The organism is Herbaspirillum huttiense (assembly GCF_047300815.1).
GTDB classification, from domain to species: domain Bacteria; phylum Pseudomonadota; class Gammaproteobacteria; order Burkholderiales; family Burkholderiaceae_D; genus Herbaspirillum; species Herbaspirillum huttiense_A.
This window is the reverse complement of sequence record NZ_CP178609.1, coordinates 412,456-430,866: the sequence shown is the minus strand read 5'-3', so window position 1 is coordinate 430,866 and position 18,411 is coordinate 412,456. Positions and strand designations below refer to the sequence as shown.

The window sequence follows — 18,411 nt, the reverse complement described above, 5'->3', positions numbered from 1 at the left end:
CAGGTGGAACGAAGCCCGTGGGAGGAATAGGCACGGACTCAAAATGACTCCTCCAAGTTGGAAGTGGCGCAGGAGCAATGCAACCGCGCAAGCCGCGATCAAAACGACTATCCCAATCGACGCCGATTGGACTTCATCAGTGCAGGCACGGATCCGCAGGATTATGAACATTTCTTTGCAGAGGACCAGAAAGCATACGAGAAGAATCACATACCTTTTGCTATAGAGCTCTCTGAAGACTAAGCGATTCAGACGGGGGAAAACAATCCCACGTAATTTGGTTTGCCACAAGATCGGCTGTACAAATTTACTCAGTGCGACACAAAGCAATATGAGGATCCTAATCCCGAAGTCGGAGAGGATCGAAAACAGGGGGTAAGAGGGATTCGATTTCGTCATGGCGTATGTGGCGTTAGTCAAGTCCGTCATTCCAACATAGATTTAACCGCAAACCAAATCCGCGAGCAAAAAATATTTTCCAGCGCGCTACGTTTTCTGTTCTTAACACGTGTAAACAGGTGCTACTATCACGCCGATGCAAAATGTGTAAAAACAATGCAAATTGGTTTTTTTCAAATTGCGGTGTTTCTGCATAGTCTAGTACCGCCGTTCTTCCTCTATTAGGAAGCAACAATTACATATAGGTCGTTCCAACTATGCCCCGCAAGACGGGGCAGGAGCCATTTTGTCGATGAGAAAGCTAATAGCGAAAATTTTGTTGACGACGATGTCGTTCAACGCTGTGGCGTCCCCACTGGTGATCCCAGATGGTTCGGTGCCGCAGAAGAAGGGCGAGTACCGAGTTGCGGAAAACAAGCCGGATTCAGACGGAAACACGGATCCGAAGGCGTTCGGTTTAGGAAAAGCATCCAGTGCGGCAAATACCTGGTTGCAAAATTTCCTTAAGGGCGGCGGTACCGCCAAGGTAGACCTTTCGGGTGCTGAAGGTTTCAAAACTGGCTCAGTCGATATTTTGCGTCCGCTCTATGAAGACGAGCAGTCGCTGATGTTCACGCAGTTTGGATTGCGGAGGTCCAATCAGCTGACAGGCAGTAGCTACCGCACGACCATCAATGCTGGCGTGGGCTATCGTTACTTCTGGGATGAGAAGTGGATGACCGGCTTTAACGCGTTCTATGATCGTGATCTGACCGTAGGACATCAGCGGCTAGGTGTGGGCAGCGAGCTATGGACCGACTATCTGAAGCTTTCTGCCAATGCATATTTGCGTCTCAGCGAATACCGCGATTCACCGGACGTCAAAGAATATCAAGAGCGACCAGCAAATGGCTGGGACGTTCGCGCGGAAGGGTATCTTCCGCAATATCCAGAACTCGGCGGCAAAGTCAAATTCGAGCAGTACTACGGGGACGAAGTTGGCCTGTTCGGCGCACAGCAGCGACAAAAGGATCCAAGTGCATTGACGCTGGGGCTGTCATATACCCCGATTCCTTTGATGACCGTATCTCTGGATCATCGCTTCGGCCAGGGCGGTCAGCGTGATACAAGCTTCAAAGTTGAGCTGAAATACACGATAGGCGAAAGTGTCGACTATCAGTCGCACTCGCGGAACGTTGCAGCGATGCGGCGCCTGAAGTTCAGCAAGTATGACCTCGTAGAGCGCAACAACACAATCGTGCTGCAGTATCGCAAGAAAGATATCGGTCAGTTCGTTCTCCCTGACTCTGTTGCGGGCAACGCGGCGGCGGTGATGGCATTCCCAATCGGGCTAAAGTCATTGGCCTCTATTCAAAGCGTCGCATGGGAGGGGACAGCAGCCGAATTCACGACCGTCGCGCCTAGTAATGCCAACGGGGAAATTCAGCTGCCTCCCTACCAGCCTGGCGCACTGAATGTCTACGAGCTCGAAGGCATCGCGACTGATGCTGTGGGACGAAAGATCCGGTCGAATCGGATGCTGGTCATCGTTAACCCGCTTGCGCTGTCTCTGGCGAGGCTGCGAGCGACCGCGCTCTCCGATGGCGTGGACGAGTTGCAGTTCACCGCGAAGCTGGTGGACAAGGACAACCAGCCTATCGCCGATCGCCCTGTCACCTGGACAGTCGATAACAGCTTGGCAGTCATCAAATCAAAAAGCGAAAAGACTGACTCGACCGGTACAGCCTTGCTGACCGCTGTCAGCGCCAAAGCTGCAAAGGTGCTTGTCACGGTTAAGGAGGCTCTCAATGGCTTCAGCGCTACCGCTGACGCTCGGTTCGTCGGGAACTCCGCAACAGCAGCGGTTGCTGAAGTCATCACGGGTGCGGCCTCTGTTGGCGCCAGCGGCACGACGGCTACTGAAATCACAGCAGTGGTAAAAGATAGTGCTGGGAACGCCGTGGGCGATGGCGTTGCGGTAGCATGGTCTACCTCGATGGGCTCGCTGCAGTCAGCGGTCACCAAGACTGATGAAACTGGCCTGGCGAAGAACGTATTACAGTCCCCTGGTTCTATGGGCACGGCAACGCTGGTAGCAAAGGCCAATAGTGGTGACGCCGGAAAATCAGCAACGGTTCAGTTCGCCGGTGACCCGAGCACCGCGAAAGTTTCAAATCTGGCGGCCTCAACCGCCACACTGCCAGCCGACGGAACATCCACCGTCACTTTGGTGGCCACGTTAAAGGACGCAGCAAACAACGCAGTTGGTGCTGGCGTCCCTGTGAAGTGGGTTTCAAACCTTGGTTCAATGCCAGCGACGAGCCTCACGGATGCCTCAGGAAACTCGACGGTCACGCTAGTTGCGCCGACGGTACCAGGTGTGGCCACAATCAAGGCCACTGGTGTAGCTGGCGACGCAGGTAAGACTTCCACCGTGACCGTAGTGGCAGATGCAACGACCGCTGACGTGACTGCACTGTCAGCAACTTCGGCCACTCTCGTCGCGAATGGAACATCGACAACCCAACTTCGCGCGGAGGTCAAGGACGCGCGTGGCAATCCAATCGGTGCGGGGAAGACCGTCAACTGGACCACATCCCTGGGAGTGATTAATGCAACCTCCGTGACGGATGCGGCCGGTATAGCGATTGCCAGCCTCACTTCTGCCACTGCCATTGGCTCCGCTAACGTAACGGCGAAGTTTGGTTCTGCGCCCGGTAAATCGCTGACCGTGCTGCTAGTGGCGGACAATTCTACTGCCACCGTCGCGACCCTGTCCGCCTCGCAGGCGAGCATCGCTGCCAACGGAAGCAGCAGCTCGACTCTTACCGCATCGGTAAAGGATAGCCATGGAAATTCGGTGGGCGCAGGCGTGGCGGTTAGCTGGTCGACGACATCAGGTACGATCGCGTCGTCAAGCACTACCGACGCCTCTGGCACTGCTGTTGGTCTCCTGAAGTCATCAACGACCGCTGGTACTGCCGTGGTTACTGCGAAAGCTAGTTCAGGCGATGCGGGCAGGACTGCAGTCGTGAGTATGACGCCAGATACCGGTACCGCTAAGGTAAGCAGCGTGAGTGCATCGCCTGCCAGTGCTAATGCTACCGGCACCGATGTAATTACGCTGACTGCAATTTTGAAGGACGGAAACGGCAATCGAATGGGGGCTGGGATCGCTGTAAACTGGTCCAGCACGAAAGGAACAATCGCCCAAACTTCCCAAACTGATGCGACCGGAGCTGCTACAGCGAGTTTGACATCAACCCAGGCTGGTAGCGGTGTGGTGACAGCGAAGGGCGGTTCTGGGGACGCCGGCCAAACTGTGAGTGTGACGTTCAACCCCGACTTGGCCACGGCTCGGGTGGGTGTTGTCAATGCGACTCCAAACTCGGTAATTGCGAATGGCAGTACCATCAGCTTGTCAACTGAAGTGCGCGATGCCAATGGGAATCCCGTTGGCGCTGGTCAGTCTGTTTCCTGGATCAGCTCTGGTGGCACGTTGGCGAGCTCGACAACCAATACCGATGCCTCCGGCAAAGCAACTGTGGTACTGACCTCCGGAATGACTGCCGGAACGTACACGGTCACGGCGAAGGCTGCCGCTGGCGATCCAGGGAAATCGGCGACTGTGGCCTTTACCGGTAATCCTTCTACCGCACAGGTGAGCAACCTAACCAGCAGCCAGAACTCGGCCGCTGCAAACGGACAGGCAAATGTAACGGTCACTGCGACCGTCAAGGATGCGGGCGGCAACTCGGTCGGAAGCGGTATAGCCGTTAATTGGACTACTACTGCAGGTTCCATTGTCGCTACGTCTGTGACTGATACCAATGGGCAGGCCAGTGCGACAATTACGGCCCCGACGACGGTGGGGACAGCTACCATTACCGCCAAAGCAGCAAGCGGTGATGCTGGTCGGTCCGTCACGGTCTCGTACGTCGCTGACAGCAATAGCGCAAAGGTAAATAGCTTCAGTGCAAGTAGGAGCAATGCGCCGGCCAACGGAAGTGACACCATCCAGCTTACTGCCACCGTTGTTGATGGCAACGGCAATCCGCTGGGTGCCGGTAACTTGGTGAAGTGGACCGCTAGTGCCGGTACAGTCGTCGCCAGTAGCACCACAGATGCTACCGGCACGGCTCTTGCGACGTTGACGACTCCGACCGCTGCTGGCACAGCAACCCTGAAAGCCGTGGCGGGTAGCAGTGATACCGGGAAGACGCTTTCGGTCACGTACATTGCCGACGCTACGACGGCGCACGTCATTTCCCTGTCCTCGTCCGCAACCACGCTGGTGGCGAATGGCTCTCAAGCGACGTTGACTGCCACGGTGGCTGATGCAAATGGCAATCTGTTCGGTAACGGTGTTCCAGTAAGCTGGTCTACGACAGGAGGCAGTCTCTCCGCAAGCAACAGTAATACTGACGCGAGCGGAAAAGCTATCGTTGTTCTCACTTCGAGCACCACCGTCGGTGTTTATAGCGTGAGTGCAAAGGCAACTGGAGGGGACGCGGGCAAAACTGTATCGATCACCTTCACCGGAGATGCAGCCACCGCTCGCGTCGTTGCACTGACGAGCAGCCAGAGTACGGCCCCGGCCAATGGTTCGGCGAACGTTACCTTGACCGCGACAGTGAAGGATGCCAACGGCAACGCTGCAGGTGCCGGAATTACCGTTAATTGGAGTGGCACTGCTGGATCGGTCGCCGCAACAAGCGTGACTAATGCCAGCGGTGTCGCATCCGCGGAGGTGACAGCGCCCACGTCCGCCGGCGCCGCCACTTTCACTGCGAAGGGTGCTGCAGGCGATCCGGGGCAGTCCGTTAGCGTGAGTTACACGGCCGATAGCACCACAGCGAAGATTGCAACCTTCACTGCTGACAAGGCCAGCGTACCTGCAAATGGCACCTCCACGGTCCAGCTGACGGCGTCGCTGGTAGATGCTCAGAACAATCCTCTTGGTGCGGGCGTTGTCGTCCATTGGACAACAACATCAGGTGCGGTTGCGGCCACGTCGACTACCGATGCATCCGGCACGGCCGTGGCCGTATTGACTGCTTCGACCGCCGCCGGAACTGCGACGGTGTCGGCCAAGGGGGCAGCAGGAGATAATGGAAAGACCGTCTCTGTCGCGTTTGTCCCTGACGTCAGTACTGCTCGCGTGACTTCGATTGGGTCTGTGCCAGGATCTCTGGTCGCCAACGGGACCGCGCAAGCATCCGTCTTTGCTACTGTTGCCGATGCTAACGGTAACGTCATCGGTGCCGGAATACCAGTATCTTGGACTTCCACGGGAGGCAATCTGGCGGCTGCCACTACGAATACTGATGCGTCAGGAAAGGCGTTGGTGACTTTGACCGCAGGGACAGTCGCAGGCAACTATTCGGTGACAGCGAAGGCGGCAAGCGGCGACACCGGTAAGAACATGGCGATCAGCTTCACCGGTGATACCACCACTGCTCGTGTGGCCACTCTGACGAGCAGCCAGAGTACCGCAGCAGCAAACGGTACCGGTAACGTGACGTTGACTGCAGCAGTGCAGGACGCTAGCGGGAACCAGGTTGGTGCTGGCGTTGTGGTGAACTGGACGGCTACCGTGGGCAGCGTTGTCGCATCGAGTTCCACGAATAGTGCCGGCATTGCGACTGCGGTCGTGACATCACCAACCACCTCTGGTCCGGCAACCTTCACAGCGAAGGCTGTATCTGGCTCAGCTCAGACGGTCAATGTTCTCTATGTTGGAGATGCATCGACAGCAAGGGTCTCGCTGATCTCCAGCGACGCGTCAAGTATTAAGGCAGATGGCACAGCGAAGGCAACCATTTCGGCCGTTCTGAAGGATGCCAACGGGAACGACCTGGGTGCCAATCTTCCGGTGAACTGGTCCACTACCCAAGGGAACCTTTCGGCAGCGAGCACTTTGACGGACAGCAGCGGCACCGCAACAGTTACTCTTAGCTCGACGGCGGCCGGCTCGACGACCGTAACGGCCAAGGGTACCGGTTCTGACGCTGGGAAGGCCGTTACATTGGATGTCACGGCTGATCCGGCGAGTGCACGTGTGGTCAGCGTGTCTTCGGCGGCAAACTCTCTTGTGGCCAACGGCTCTTCGACCACGGCAGTTACCGCCGTAATAAAGGACGCTAACGGCAACACTCTCGGCGCGGGCGTTTCTGTTGCGTGGATCGCGAGCGGCGGCACGGTAAGCTCCGCCACGTCGGTGACTGACTCAAGCGGGATCGCGTCAGTGACGTTCACGGCAGGCACCGCGGCTGGTAATGCCACCGTTACGGCGAAAGCCGCAAATCCGGACGCTGGGAAGAGCGCCGCAATCGCCCTTATTGGCGATCAGGCATCGGCCAAAGTCACCGTTGTGAACGCTACCCCGACGTCGCTTCCTGCTAACGGGACGGCGACCGCCAATGTGATTGCTACATTGCGCGATGCGGGTGGTAATCCGGTTGGGGCTGGTGTGACAGTAACTTGGACGGCGAACGGTGGTAGCCTTTCGAGCAGCTCGTCAATCACTGATGCAAATAGCCAAGCGTCCGTTGTGCTGACCGCTCCCAAAGTAGCTGGCACCATCGTGGTCACAGCCACAGGCGTCGCCGGCGATGGCGGGAAGTCGACGGCCATTGCGGTCAGTGGCGATCCGACAACCGCCAAGGTGGTAAGTGTTTCTGCGTCGGGCACCAATATCGTGGCGAATGGCAGTGATCAAGTTACACTCACCGCGATGGTTCGCGATGCTAGCGATATCCCGGTAGGCGCAGGTGTTACGGTTCAATGGTCTACAAACAAAGGCAACCTTGCAGCGACATCCAGCGTGACAGACTCAAGTGGCATGGCCTCCATGACCTTGACATCGAAGCGAGACGGAACTGCAACGGTAACGGCGAAGGGGGTAGCAGGTGACGCAGGCAAGACTGCTGCAGTCAAATTCACTGCTGATCCGACCACTGCTATCGTGGGCACGTTGAACCTCTATAAGTATCACCCACCTGGTAACGGTACTGTTGTTCAGGCAGGCGCGCAGATTGTCGACGCCAACGGGAATTATCTGGTCGGTTATACGGTGAACTGGTCAATTACCTCCGGCACGATGGGTTCCGCAACCAGCGTGACTAACGACGGTGGATGGGCGATGAATACCGTAACAACCTCGATGGTGGATGTGGATACGAACGTCACCATGCGCACGGATCTGCCGAATGGCTCCGCCAACTGGATGAACACGGTGTTCACAGGACCAAGCATCAAGACGATTTCGGCGTCGCCGGACACCATCGCAGCTGATAACACTTCTGTGTCGACGGTCACCGCAACGGCCGTCTACAGCGATGGTTCGGCATACAATGGAGCGATCCAGTTTGACGCTGACTTTGGTTCATTCGATGATGGGACGACCTCGACAACCAGAACTGGCTCGCCGGCAACGGTGTCGTGGAAGTCCTCCATCGACGGGACCTCGAATGTAACGGCTTCGGTGAACGGAACGTCGCAATCAGTACCGATCACGGCAAATCCATAAAGGCGCTTTATGTAATTCAACCTCGCCGAGCTACTGTCATGTAGCTCGGTACACCAAGTAATAGCGGGAAATGGAAAAGGCCACCTTCAACGTGAAGGTGGCCTTTTACTTTGACGAGAGTGTTCGAAACTCTACGTTCGGTTGCCATGGAAAAAAAAGAGCGACCCGGAAGGTCGCTCAGTGTTAGGCAATGCTGCGCACTAATGCGATGCGCTATGGGTTCGGTACCAGCCCGTTGAGCCGTCCATAGTCCCAGGCCTTTTTTATCATTTCGTAAGTGACGAACGCGGTCGTATGAAGATCGCGATGCGTCCCCTTGACGATGCCGATCGCCCGGCCATCTTTTGCTCGGAATACTGGACCTCCAGACATACCAGGGAGAGCCTGCCCATCAAACATCATCAAGTACGTCAGATACGAGCGTCCACCAAGCTCACAAAGCGGCACCACAGAGTGGTTTACTTTGCCTGAGACTTCGTGCTTTGCCACTCCCTCGCGGTCTTCCAAGGCGGAGAAACCAACTGCGACGACTTGGTCATCAAGAGTTCCTTCGGCCCATTGAAGGGGCGTTCCTTTGCGAGCGATAAATTTCACATCCGCGCATTCAACTCCAAAAAGAGTTGAATTAGCAGGATTATGGAAGACAGTTACCGCAACGTTTTCGGTCCATTGCGCGTAACTCCCGACTGCACCACTTTGCAACTCGTCGTACAGAAGTCCGGCACGTTGTTGCGAATGGGCCGGTTGGCACATCGCCGCCGCGATCACGATACCAAGTACTACCAGATTCAAGAAACGGAACATTTTGTTCTCCAAAGAGGTTTTCAAGTCTCTTGGGATGAAGCACACACGGTTGTAAGCACTCGACCTGTTGTCATCGGCAATAATCGTATTCGGGGCAGGGGTATTGGTGCCATGGTTGATGACGAGGCAGGGCAAGATAACCTGGGCAAGCTGCGGAGCATTCTGCGCGATGAAGCACGGAGCGCCGGCGTTGACCCGACAGCGGAATGGCTGACTTTAGCAGTCAAAGGTCTACTTTCTATGTACGAAGAAGCCCATGAAGCTTGGGCCAATGCGAAGAACGGCTGCGTCGGACATGTCTTCGAGGCCGGTCTACCGTCGGGGAAGGCGATTCTAATGGCGGACTGGCGCACTCTAGCACTGCTGCCATAACCATAATTCCTAGTCTCAAGCAATGCCGCCTCCCTTAACGGGCAGGCGGCATTTTTGTTTACCGGTTCTTAGTGGCGTGCTACGCCGGGTGTGCAGATCGAGGCAGGTATCTTCGCACCTGGAGGGTCCGGGTACTGGACTGCATACCGGTAAATGTTCGTCATTCCGATGGCAGTCAAATTCCTTTAATCATGCACGCGGAATATAACCGTTTGCGCACATCTTTGGAGAAAACATGGAACAAATTAGCCAGTCACCCTTTACTCTGCCTGGCGTGATCGGCACCTTTCGTCCAGCAGTGGTATTCGTTGAAGCGTTTTCTGTAGAAGAACACCTCGACGCCCGGTGGGCTAGGTTCGAAATCACAGAGGGCTTTCTCCTTCAGATTCTTCGTCTCCAGGCAGTTTGCAAGGAAAACAATCTAACCGATCTGCGCGTCTTCGCTGGCCCGGGCCAATGGGACCAAGAGGAACGCTGGCGTCCAGACGTGCCGCATCTTCACATCAGCGGAGCGGATTTCTGGTACCAGGCTGTACCGAAGCACGGTGACGGAATGGTGCAGACCCAGGCCATTCCCATCGAACCGCTACTTCGCTTGCTAGCCCAGCACCGTACCGGTGAAAATGACCGAAAGGACTTCAAGTGGCTCAACGGAGTTCTGTATTTTTCTGGCTCCGATGCCGACCTGCTGGCAGAAGACGTAGCAGAGGCTGTCTAGCCCTTGTCCTCATCGTAAACTCATACAAGGCTGCCGCTCGAAAGAGTAGGGCGGCCTTTTTTCTTGTTTGCTACCCACCTCCCTGCGTATATCTGGATGTCAAGCATTTCGATGGCAACTAACTTTCCGCCCGCTCGCGACAGAGCCCCGGAATTTTTTAATCATTCAAGGAGAAATTTGATGCCTATCGATAACGAGTATTCAGCCAAGGTCCAGCAGTGCGCCCAACAAGGTCAGGCCCTAATGCGCCAGCTTACCAACGCAGGGGCTCCGGAGACTCTGTATCTTCATGTCAGGGCGAGCGAAGTTGGAAAGCCAGGTCAACTCTTTCTTGCTCGTCGCGATGCACCGAATCCTTACGGATATCCGCGCGTCACGCAAGAAGGACTTCCCACCAGCCTGCCGTACGACAGCTATTTCCAGTGGGTATGGGAACGTGCCCGCCGAGCCCCAATTCTCTCACTAGCGGGAGACGGCCATTCGAACGAGCAAGATGAATGCCAGTAACGGATTTTAACTGTAAATATTGTGTCGACTTGACTAATTACTTAAAGGGAACCAAGGATGTATTTGCGCAGCCAACTTGAACCAATTTTTTCACTGACCTCGAAGTTGTCGGCCGCGATGAATCAATCGTCCGATGAGATTTCAGGAAAAATCAGCTTGCCAGCGCAGGATCTAGCACACTTGATCGACGAGATCGGAAAATTGCAATCCCTCAAGAGCCAGCTGTATCACGGCGAGCATACGCATCGCCATGGGACCAGCAGCTATTTCTTTCTGGTTGCTGCTGGTGCTTCGCTATCGCTTGAGAATTTTCAAGAGCATCTTCAAGAGGAGTTTGAGCCTGAATGTGGTGAGCAGCTTCATCTGACCTTCGCCGATGAGCCAACGTTCATCGGCTAAACGCTACGCCACGCGAGAGTGACGCCAAGTTCCTCTGGGACGAGGCTTGCTCCAGGTCACAGATAGAGAGAAAGGAAACGCTATGGCCCGCTTTTCTATGGCCAAGGAGTTCGAGGTCAAGGAATCGGTGGATTCTCCCACCATCGCTCGCTTGCGTAGTATCGCGGACGATGGGAAGGTGGGGGCCCATTCACTGAAGCACAGGCACCCTCGCTTTGCAAATCGCTTTACGCAACCGCATTACTATGCCTGGTTCAAAATGAACGGGACGCAGTACGCGGAAGACGCTGAAACCCTTAATGACCTGAACATGATCCTCGAAAGAGACTATCTCTGCTCAGGTTGATCTAAACTTTGCATAACCCAAAGCCCCTCGATTGATCGAGGGGCATTTTTTTTGCCTGGTGATCGAGTTCACTTTGCTGGCCATCCAAACTAATTAGACCTCTGCAGCATTTTCTAGAGGTGTTTGTTCTTGATGGGTGTCGTGCATCTCTTCAGTACATAAAACTACTTTGGAGTGTCAAATGAAACAACCTCAGGACTTCGTAACTCTTGATTTCTTTCCTCAGCAAACCCTTGAAGCGAAGATCACTGTTGAAGAGCGGATTAAAGTCGCACTCGCAACCCTAGCGGGTTTGTTTGTGCAGGACACTGATGTGGTGACAGCAACCAGTTTCGGCAAGGATTCGTCCATATGTTTGGCTCTGGTGCTGCATGCAGCTGCGGAGGCTAAGAGAAATGGACTGGCTCCTCGGGTCTGGGTATTGTCAGCAGATACCCTCGTTGAATCACCTGAGGTCGCCCGCCACGCTAAGCTGGAAATGCAAAAAGTGAGAAGCTTCGCAAAGAGGCACGGATTGAACGTGAGGACACAGTTTGTCTCCCCCAATATCCTCTCATCGTTCCAAGTCAAGGTGTTGTCAGGTAGAGCGCTTCCCAGCTTCGCAGGAACCAATACGTCCTGCTCGGTAGACTGGAAGGTGACACCCATGGCGAACTTCCGATCGCGGCTATTTCGGCAGCTAAAAAAGGAGGGCCGGCCTGAGCCGGTAACGGTCTTGGGGACGCGCTTTTCCGAAAGCGTTGTACGTGACTCTAAGATGCGCGAACGCGGTGAGTCAGCGGCCGTACCGGTGCGTAACAAGAATGGTGAGCTGATTCTCAGTTTGATCGCGGATTGGCAAACGGATGATGTCTGGGAAGCCTTGGCATTGTACGGATCTGGGCAGTATGAGAGCTACAGCACCTTCGAAGAGACCTTCCGGATCTACGCGCATAGCGGTGGCACTAGCTGCGCAATTGTTTCCGAGAGCCTCTATGAGGGTAAAGCCAAGCGTAGCTCCGGTGGTTGTGGAGCCAGGCTGGGGTGCTGGAGCTGTCAGCGAGTGGCTGCCGACAAGTCCCTCACCAACATGGTCGAATATGATCCGCGTTATCGTTACGCTGCTGGCTTGGTGCGTCTTAACAACTATCTTCGCGCACGCCAATATGATTGGACGACGAGGCACTTTGTCGGCCGCACGGTGATCGCGGGCTATTTGGTTGTACAACCTGATACGTACCATCCCACTTTCATCCGAGAATTAATGCGGATGATGTTGACGCTAGATTATGAGGAAGAGCTTCTAGCGCAGGAGGAGGGGCGCCAAGTGATGTTCCGTATTTTGCCGGTAAGTACCATGGTCGCCGTTGACGCCATGCAGTCTCTGAATGGAACAGCAGCGCCTTTCGCAATCTGGGCAGATTATCGGGACATCCGAGAACGTGGTATTCGCTATCCGGTACCGGTTGTTGAGGCCGTTCCTCCTCAGCCGCTACCAGATGCGAAGTTTCTTTACGTCGGGGAACGCTTTGATTCAACCTTGGAGAACAAGTCGTGGAGCGGGCTCAGAAACTCGTATTTCGAGGCTCTGACATCCGATTCTCCGTGTGCGCCTGAGTTGATCGAATTGAAGAACGGCCATATGGGGTGGAAACTTCCTACAGCCAAGTTTTTCAGTGTGAACGACGAATCAGCCTTGATGATCGAGGAGTTCGAGGCGCTTCGTCTGGCCGAGAACTTTGATCGCGGATTTCTCCCGGGAGGGATCACCTCAGCGTATTTTTGGTATCTAAGCTACGGAGCACTGGAAGTAAGCTATTCGCAACAACAGATGCACGATGACATTGCTCGAAGGACTGCCTACAAGGACCAACTGAAGCTCACATTGGAGTACGACATCAAAGATCTGCTAGCCCGCAGTGTCGACTACAAGGATTTGCCCCCGGAAGCTCGAAAGGCCTGGGCGAACCGTGTTTCTACGGAATCAGCCCAGGTTGAATTGGAGTTCGACTAAACCAACGCCCCTCGATGTATCGAGGGGCTTTTTTTCATTCGGCTTCCGACAGCATGAGTGACATCTCACATTCACACCAAACAGCACCTGTCAGTGATCTCCGTTCTGAGAGGATTGATTTAATTTTGAAGTTCTGTCGGGTGTATCGCAAGAGCGCATCCGCAGACTAGAAAGGTAAACGAGCATGAAACATTCTGTATCCGCCCAGGCGGACGTAGTACAGGAAGCTGAATCGCAGGTGACCACTCAGTCTGCAGGGAAGGCTGATCCGGTCTATCTCATCTTCTCTCAAAGCGAGGCTGAGTCTAGCAGTATCCGAGAAGGCTTCTGGTCGTCTAAGACAGGCTGGGGTGACTTCGCGGACGCCACACGCTATACGGCACTCGAAAAGATCCAAACTTCCTTGCCTACCTCCTCTGGAGCTGACGCAAAGTTCGTCGATGAAGTTGACATGCTTCCGTTTTTCGAGGAGCAGGGGCACCACATAGTAGCCGACGCATCTCTGCAATCCAGCTGTCACGGCAGCGTCAGTGATGGCTGGAGTAGTGAGCGAAAGCCCAACCTGGTAAAGCTGTTCACTGTGAATGGACCGATGTATATCGATACGCATCAGCTGGCACAGCAAAGCCGAAACATCCTGCGAATTTACACATCACGAGGGAATCGTTTAATGGACGTCGGCAGGACAGCAAGAATCCGTGAAATCGCTGGTTTCGGTGTCCATCGCAACAATCTCTTCGCTACAGAGGAGCTGGCCAAGAAAGATATGGAACGTATCTATGCGGATATGGCGGCTCGCCACGTCACGCCGGATGGCAATACCAAACTGTGAAGCGAGGTTATCCCCCGGTTCACATAGCGCACTAACACTTCGTTTTTAACCCTGGCGGGGACGCGTTCCCCGTATGGGGACGTTTCTCGCAAAGTCTTTGGAGAAGCATCATGAAAAACAGTAACACGCACGAACTGGTTCAACACGAATACGCTTTTGACTGCACTTTGACTGCAGCAATTCGCGTCAAGGCTACCTCGCGCGACGAGGCGGAAGCCAAGCTCAGAAAGCTGATGGATGCCGCTGATTGCAACGGTGGAGCATGGCCGGATGGTGAGCCGATTCTCTTTGAGGCGAGCGTCAACGAAGGTTCGCTCGTATTGTTCGAAGTTGATGGCGAAGAAGTCTGCCATGACGTACAGCAGCTGCAGCACGTACAGGCGGTGCTCGGGCAGATCTTTGTTCGATGTGAGCCCAGCGAGATTGATCTGGTGGTCAACCGTGTCATGGGAGTCCATCCGGACTCCGCCGCTGCAGGCGAGGATTTCGAGTCACAAGTGCGCGGGACCGGATGTATCGGGGATGCAGCGGTTGTTTCCCAGGAATTCTCGACCGCATCGGGCCGTACAGTCACCGATGTTCAAATTCTGCTTGGCCGTGCACTTGCAGCAGATGGGATCACGGATTGGGCGCCTGGAAACGCTGCGGCAAAGTTGGTCAATGGACCTTGGTGCGATTCATCGGCGGGGGACGAGGCACATCGCTATCTTGATATCTCGACCGCGCATATCTCGCAAGCAACAATGAACTTCTTGCAGGGCCGAGCGGGCACCAATGCAATTGGTCAAACAGTTGCTGCTTACGAATATGGTGTCTTCGTCAGTGTGCCTGATCTAGCCGATGTCAAGAACGACGTGCCGGAGGATCTCCGCCAGGTATTCAACTATGCCAGGAAGAGGAACTGTTCTGTCGTCCGGTTCGACGCCGATGGCGACGGACATCGAGACTTGCCGACGTTTGATTGGTAATAACACGGAGAGCAGCAATCGCTCTCATCTGCGCCGCGTCCCACTATGGTGGATCGCGGCGTTTTTCTTGCCTGGGCAGAATTGATTATCGAGCCATGTTGCTACATCTCATCGATGCAAAAAACATAAAGGCTTATTAACTTTTCCCTAAGGAGAATCACATGAAACAATTCCTGATCAATGTTCCAGTTAAGGCTCCCTCAGCGATGGCGGCGGCCACCGTCGCAGACCTGGTTCAACAGCTCCTCGCCATTGGTCTCGCTGATGCACGCGCAACTGTCGAGGACGGTATCAACGGCGATGAAGGTGATGTTGATGCGGCCAAATCGGCACTCGATTTGGAGATCGGTAATGTCATCGCCTCGCCGGCTGCATGTTGATATGAGCAGGAGAGAGAAATGACGCACACCTTCACTGCATCAAAGCCTGCCGCCGCACAAGTGCATGCCCCGCAGCTACTGACATTGTTCGCGAGGAAAGAGGAGTCTTGCGACCCACTCGACGCAGGCGCATCGAGACCGCGGATGGATACGGTTCTCTATCGTGACGAGGCGTGCACCGATCAGGCAGCTCGGTGGCCGTGGCACCACTCGAACTGTCCGCGACGTGGACAGGCCCGGGTGATTTTCAATTGCTGGCCGTGGAAGTTGTCCTGGTTGTGACGAATTATGAGGGCTATTCCTGCCCGGCCTACACATCTTGTGAAGCCGGGCATTTTTCAGTCTTGATGATCCCTATCTGAGTTGCATTTAATCTTCCGGAGCATTTCCATGCCTAATACCCAACCTATGGCTCACGCCGTTCCCGCACCGATTAAAGACGCACTTTTAGAAAGTGCGGAGCAAGAGTCATCCTTTCAGAACCACTACCTTTGTACGAAGTGCGACTGTTCGTGGATCGATCACTGGAGCTGCAGCTGCAATGATCGGTGTCCTCAATGTAACTCCGAAATCGAACCTCACGAGAGCATCGAGCTGTCCTGACTTGCCACGAGCACGGACGTTTAAGAACCGCAGTATGCCTCGGACGTCATGTCCGGGGCATTTTTTTTTGCGCGCATTACCACCGCATGAATGTCATCTCAGCGAGGCAAATCTTTTCCTTTTCGGACAATTTTCTAACAGAGGACATTTATGAACGAGCAGCAAATCAAATTCGTCAGCCCGAAGTTTCTGGCCGGTGCCCCAGCAGGAAAACCCAATGACGTATGTGTGACACCAGAGGTCGAGCAGATGCTGGCGAACGAGTGTGTGGTGGCGATTTCGGTATCAGGCGGCAAGGATTCGGAGGCCGTCGCGCTGGCGGTTGCAAGGCATCTAGACCGTGTGGGCCATAATGGACCGAAGGTTCTGATACACGCAGATCTCGGCCGCATCGAATGGCGCCAGAGTTTGCCCAAGTGTCAGCAGCTGGCGGAGCATCTTGGCTGGGAGCTAATGATCGTCCGACGTGAAGCCGGTGACATGATGGAGAGGTGGGAGAGTCGTTGGGAAAACTGCGTTTCTCGCTATCTGCAGCTCTCTTGTGTGAAACTCATAATGCCGTGGAGTTCACCGGTTTGGCGCTTCTGTACGTCCGAATTGAAAGCCAGCGTACTGTCCCGCGCCCTGCGCAAGCGATTCCCAACACAAGCCATTCTCAACGTCACAGGTGTCAGAGCAGAGGAAAGTCGGAATCGCAGTAAGATGCCGATTTCTGCACCCAACACATTGCTGAAGCGGAAAAATGCCGAGGCGATCACCTGGAACGCAATCCTCAACTGGCCGGTGCAAGACGTAGTATATACGATCCACGAGGAAGGTATCGAGCTGCACGAGGCTTACACGCAGTATGGGATGACGAGGGTGAGCTGCAGCTTCTGCATTATGTCGTCGGAAGCGGATTTGATTGCGTCTGCCACGTGCTCTGATAACCACGAACCTTATCGCCGTCTTGTCGCTCTGGAAGCCAAATCTTCTTTCGCATTCCAGAACCGCTGGCTCGCCGATATCGCTCCTCATTTGCTGTCCGAGGGCATGCGGAAAGACGTTGAGCGGGCGAAGGAAATAGCCGTGTTGCGGAAAATTGCCGAGGAGAAGATCCCGAAGCACCTGCTTTACACCGCTGGTTGGCCAGAAGTGGTACCTACCACGGAAGAGGCTGATGTCATCGCGAGCGTGCGAAAGACGGTTTCAGGACTTCTCAACCTCAACGCCAATTACCTCGATGCTGCGAGTGTTCGCGATCGCTATGCCGAGCTGTTGGAGATCAAACTGGCTAAAGGTAAAGGACAGGTTGCAGATAGTGTCCAACAACGCCAAGGTGAATTCCTCTTCGCCTAACCGTTGCATTAGCCCTCCTCCTGACACATCAGAAGGGGGGCTTTTCTCATATCTCCCCATGTTGCTCATCCCTTTTCGCTAGATAACTTAAAAGGAGAGCATCTTGAATCAGCAATCTTTACAACCTCAAACCGGTCGGCAAGAGTCGCGAGAAGTCGCGCTCATTGCCCTGCTTTGCGGTGAACCTGACCCCGAGGATCAGTTCATCGCCGGCACCTATAGCGTTCTGGTTGATCAGGATCTTCCGATCAACTTGGTAGCGTCTGCAGCCTTGGACTACTTCCATTCCAACATTCCGGTGAAGTTACTCGACAGCTTTAAGTTTTTCGTCTTCTCGCCGGACAGTGGTATGGTCCTCGATGAGTCCGACGAAGTTACGGGGTATGAGCTCACCAAGTACGGCCAGGCCGTAGATCAGGTTTCTGAGAATGTCCCAACGATCTTCGAGGTTGCGTATGTTTCTGCTCAGGAGCAGGTGCTCGCCAGCGGCCTCTTCGTCGCAGACGACCTCGGAACAGCGGTTAAGCGTGCAGTCCTGGCGCTATGGAGTGACGAAGTGAAGCAAGTACGACCCGTCCCGGGTTTGCGAATCTCCGCTGTAAATTAACTTTCACCATTCAACCCTGCGGGAAAGCCAATCCCGCAAGGGGGCCCTACCGCGATTTTTCCTATTGGAGAACACATGAGCAAGCAGATAAGTGCAGCAGAGTTGGCGGAGATCGTTCACATCCTTCTGACCGGGAAAAAGCCTGGTCAAGGCGATGGAGAAGCAACTGCCGTCGAGCATGGGCAATTGGATGAGGCAAGCCAATATCAGCGATTTATGACCGATGTCGCTGAGGTCGTGGCCAATCACTGCGGCGGTGAGGTCAGAAACCCAGCGGAGGAGTTCGAGGGCGTATGGTACGTTGGGATTCACGGCAACGAGAGCCTTCCAGACACCGCAGGCGGGATATGGGCTGCTTACGATCCCGAAGGAGAGCTGTTCGGCGAGCTAGCAAAGGCTTTGCGAGCTGATGGAATCACTGACTACTGCGGGCAGGTGTGCGGTGGAGGTGAATGCGGGACTGGTCCTCTCTGTGTCAATGGCATTGACTCTTCTACACATATGCCCCCTGTGACCGTGAAATTGAGCTAGCTCAATAGCCATTTCTAAACCAACACCCCGCTCAGCGCTGCTGGCGGGGTTTTTTTTCTGGCTGAGACTAAGTCCCCCTCGGGTTAGCTCACATACAGAGAGAT

The 18,411-nt window shown here is 54.7% G+C and carries 14 protein-coding genes; 13 read left to right on the top strand and 1 reads right to left on the bottom strand.

The window, feature by feature from the left end; genetic code table 11:
- The first annotated feature begins 691 nt into the window (after positions 1-691).
- A complete protein-coding gene (locus ACLRDN_RS27355) occupies positions 692-7,909 on the top strand; it encodes an Ig-like domain-containing protein (RefSeq protein ID WP_413460554.1) in 7,218 nt (2,405 codons plus the stop codon).
- Positions 7,910-8,122: 213 nt separating this feature from the next.
- Here ACLRDN_RS27355 and ACLRDN_RS27350 read toward each other — a convergent pair whose 3' ends face one another.
- Complete coding sequence (locus tag ACLRDN_RS27350) at positions 8,123-8,713, bottom strand: trypsin-like peptidase domain-containing protein (RefSeq protein ID WP_284078274.1); 591 nt, start codon at positions 8,711-8,713, stop codon at positions 8,123-8,125.
- Between the two features lie 111 nt (positions 8,714-8,824).
- On the opposite strand from ACLRDN_RS27350, the gene ACLRDN_RS27345 reads away from it, so the two are divergent.
- The 12 genes from ACLRDN_RS27345 to ACLRDN_RS27290 all read left to right on the top strand — a co-directional run bounded on the left by ACLRDN_RS27345 (position 8,825) and on the right by ACLRDN_RS27290 (position 18,307).
- Complete coding sequence (locus tag ACLRDN_RS27345; RefSeq protein ID WP_413460553.1) at positions 8,825-9,085, top strand: hypothetical protein; 261 nt, start codon at positions 8,825-8,827, stop codon at positions 9,083-9,085.
- Positions 9,086-9,320: 235 nt separating this feature from the next.
- Positions 9,321-9,803, top strand: coding sequence for a hypothetical protein (locus ACLRDN_RS27340; RefSeq protein WP_413460552.1), 483 nt, complete (start codon positions 9,321-9,323; stop codon positions 9,801-9,803).
- 180 nt (positions 9,804-9,983) lie between these two features.
- Positions 9,984-10,310, top strand: coding sequence for a hypothetical protein (locus ACLRDN_RS27335; RefSeq protein ID WP_413460551.1), 327 nt, complete (start codon positions 9,984-9,986; stop codon positions 10,308-10,310).
- A 57-nt stretch (positions 10,311-10,367) separates the two neighbouring features.
- Positions 10,368-10,709: a hypothetical protein gene (locus ACLRDN_RS27330; protein ID WP_413460550.1), complete on the top strand. Its 342-nt coding sequence runs from the start codon at positions 10,368-10,370 to the stop codon at positions 10,707-10,709.
- A gap of 82 nt (positions 10,710-10,791) precedes the next feature.
- Entirely contained in the window at positions 10,792-11,055 is a 264-nt protein-coding gene (locus ACLRDN_RS27325; protein WP_413460549.1) for a hypothetical protein, read from the top strand.
- A gap of 181 nt (positions 11,056-11,236) precedes the next feature.
- Positions 11,237-13,048: a phosphoadenosine phosphosulfate sulfotransferase gene (locus ACLRDN_RS27320; protein WP_413460548.1), complete on the top strand. Its 1,812-nt coding sequence runs from the start codon at positions 11,237-11,239 to the stop codon at positions 13,046-13,048.
- Between the two features lie 184 nt (positions 13,049-13,232).
- Complete coding sequence (locus ACLRDN_RS27315; protein WP_413460547.1) at positions 13,233-13,880, top strand: hypothetical protein; 648 nt, start codon at positions 13,233-13,235, stop codon at positions 13,878-13,880.
- Positions 13,881-13,990: 110 nt separating this feature from the next.
- Entirely contained in the window at positions 13,991-14,848 is an 858-nt protein-coding gene (locus ACLRDN_RS27310) for a hypothetical protein (RefSeq protein ID WP_413460546.1), read from the top strand.
- Positions 14,849-15,009: 161 nt separating this feature from the next.
- Positions 15,010-15,228: a hypothetical protein gene (locus ACLRDN_RS27305; protein ID WP_413460545.1), complete on the top strand. Its 219-nt coding sequence runs from the start codon at positions 15,010-15,012 to the stop codon at positions 15,226-15,228.
- Between the two features lie 753 nt (positions 15,229-15,981).
- Positions 15,982-17,169, top strand: a complete 1,188-nt coding sequence (locus ACLRDN_RS27300) for a phosphoadenosine phosphosulfate reductase family protein (protein ID WP_413460544.1) — start codon at positions 15,982-15,984, stop codon at positions 17,167-17,169.
- Between the two features lie 103 nt (positions 17,170-17,272).
- Complete coding sequence (locus ACLRDN_RS27295; protein WP_413460543.1) at positions 17,273-17,776, top strand: hypothetical protein; 504 nt, start codon at positions 17,273-17,275, stop codon at positions 17,774-17,776.
- Between the two features lie 75 nt (positions 17,777-17,851).
- Positions 17,852-18,307 (top strand): hypothetical protein, encoded by a 456-nt coding sequence (locus tag ACLRDN_RS27290; RefSeq protein WP_413460542.1) that lies wholly within the window; start codon positions 17,852-17,854, stop codon positions 18,305-18,307.
- Positions 18,308-18,411 lie beyond the last annotated feature (104 nt).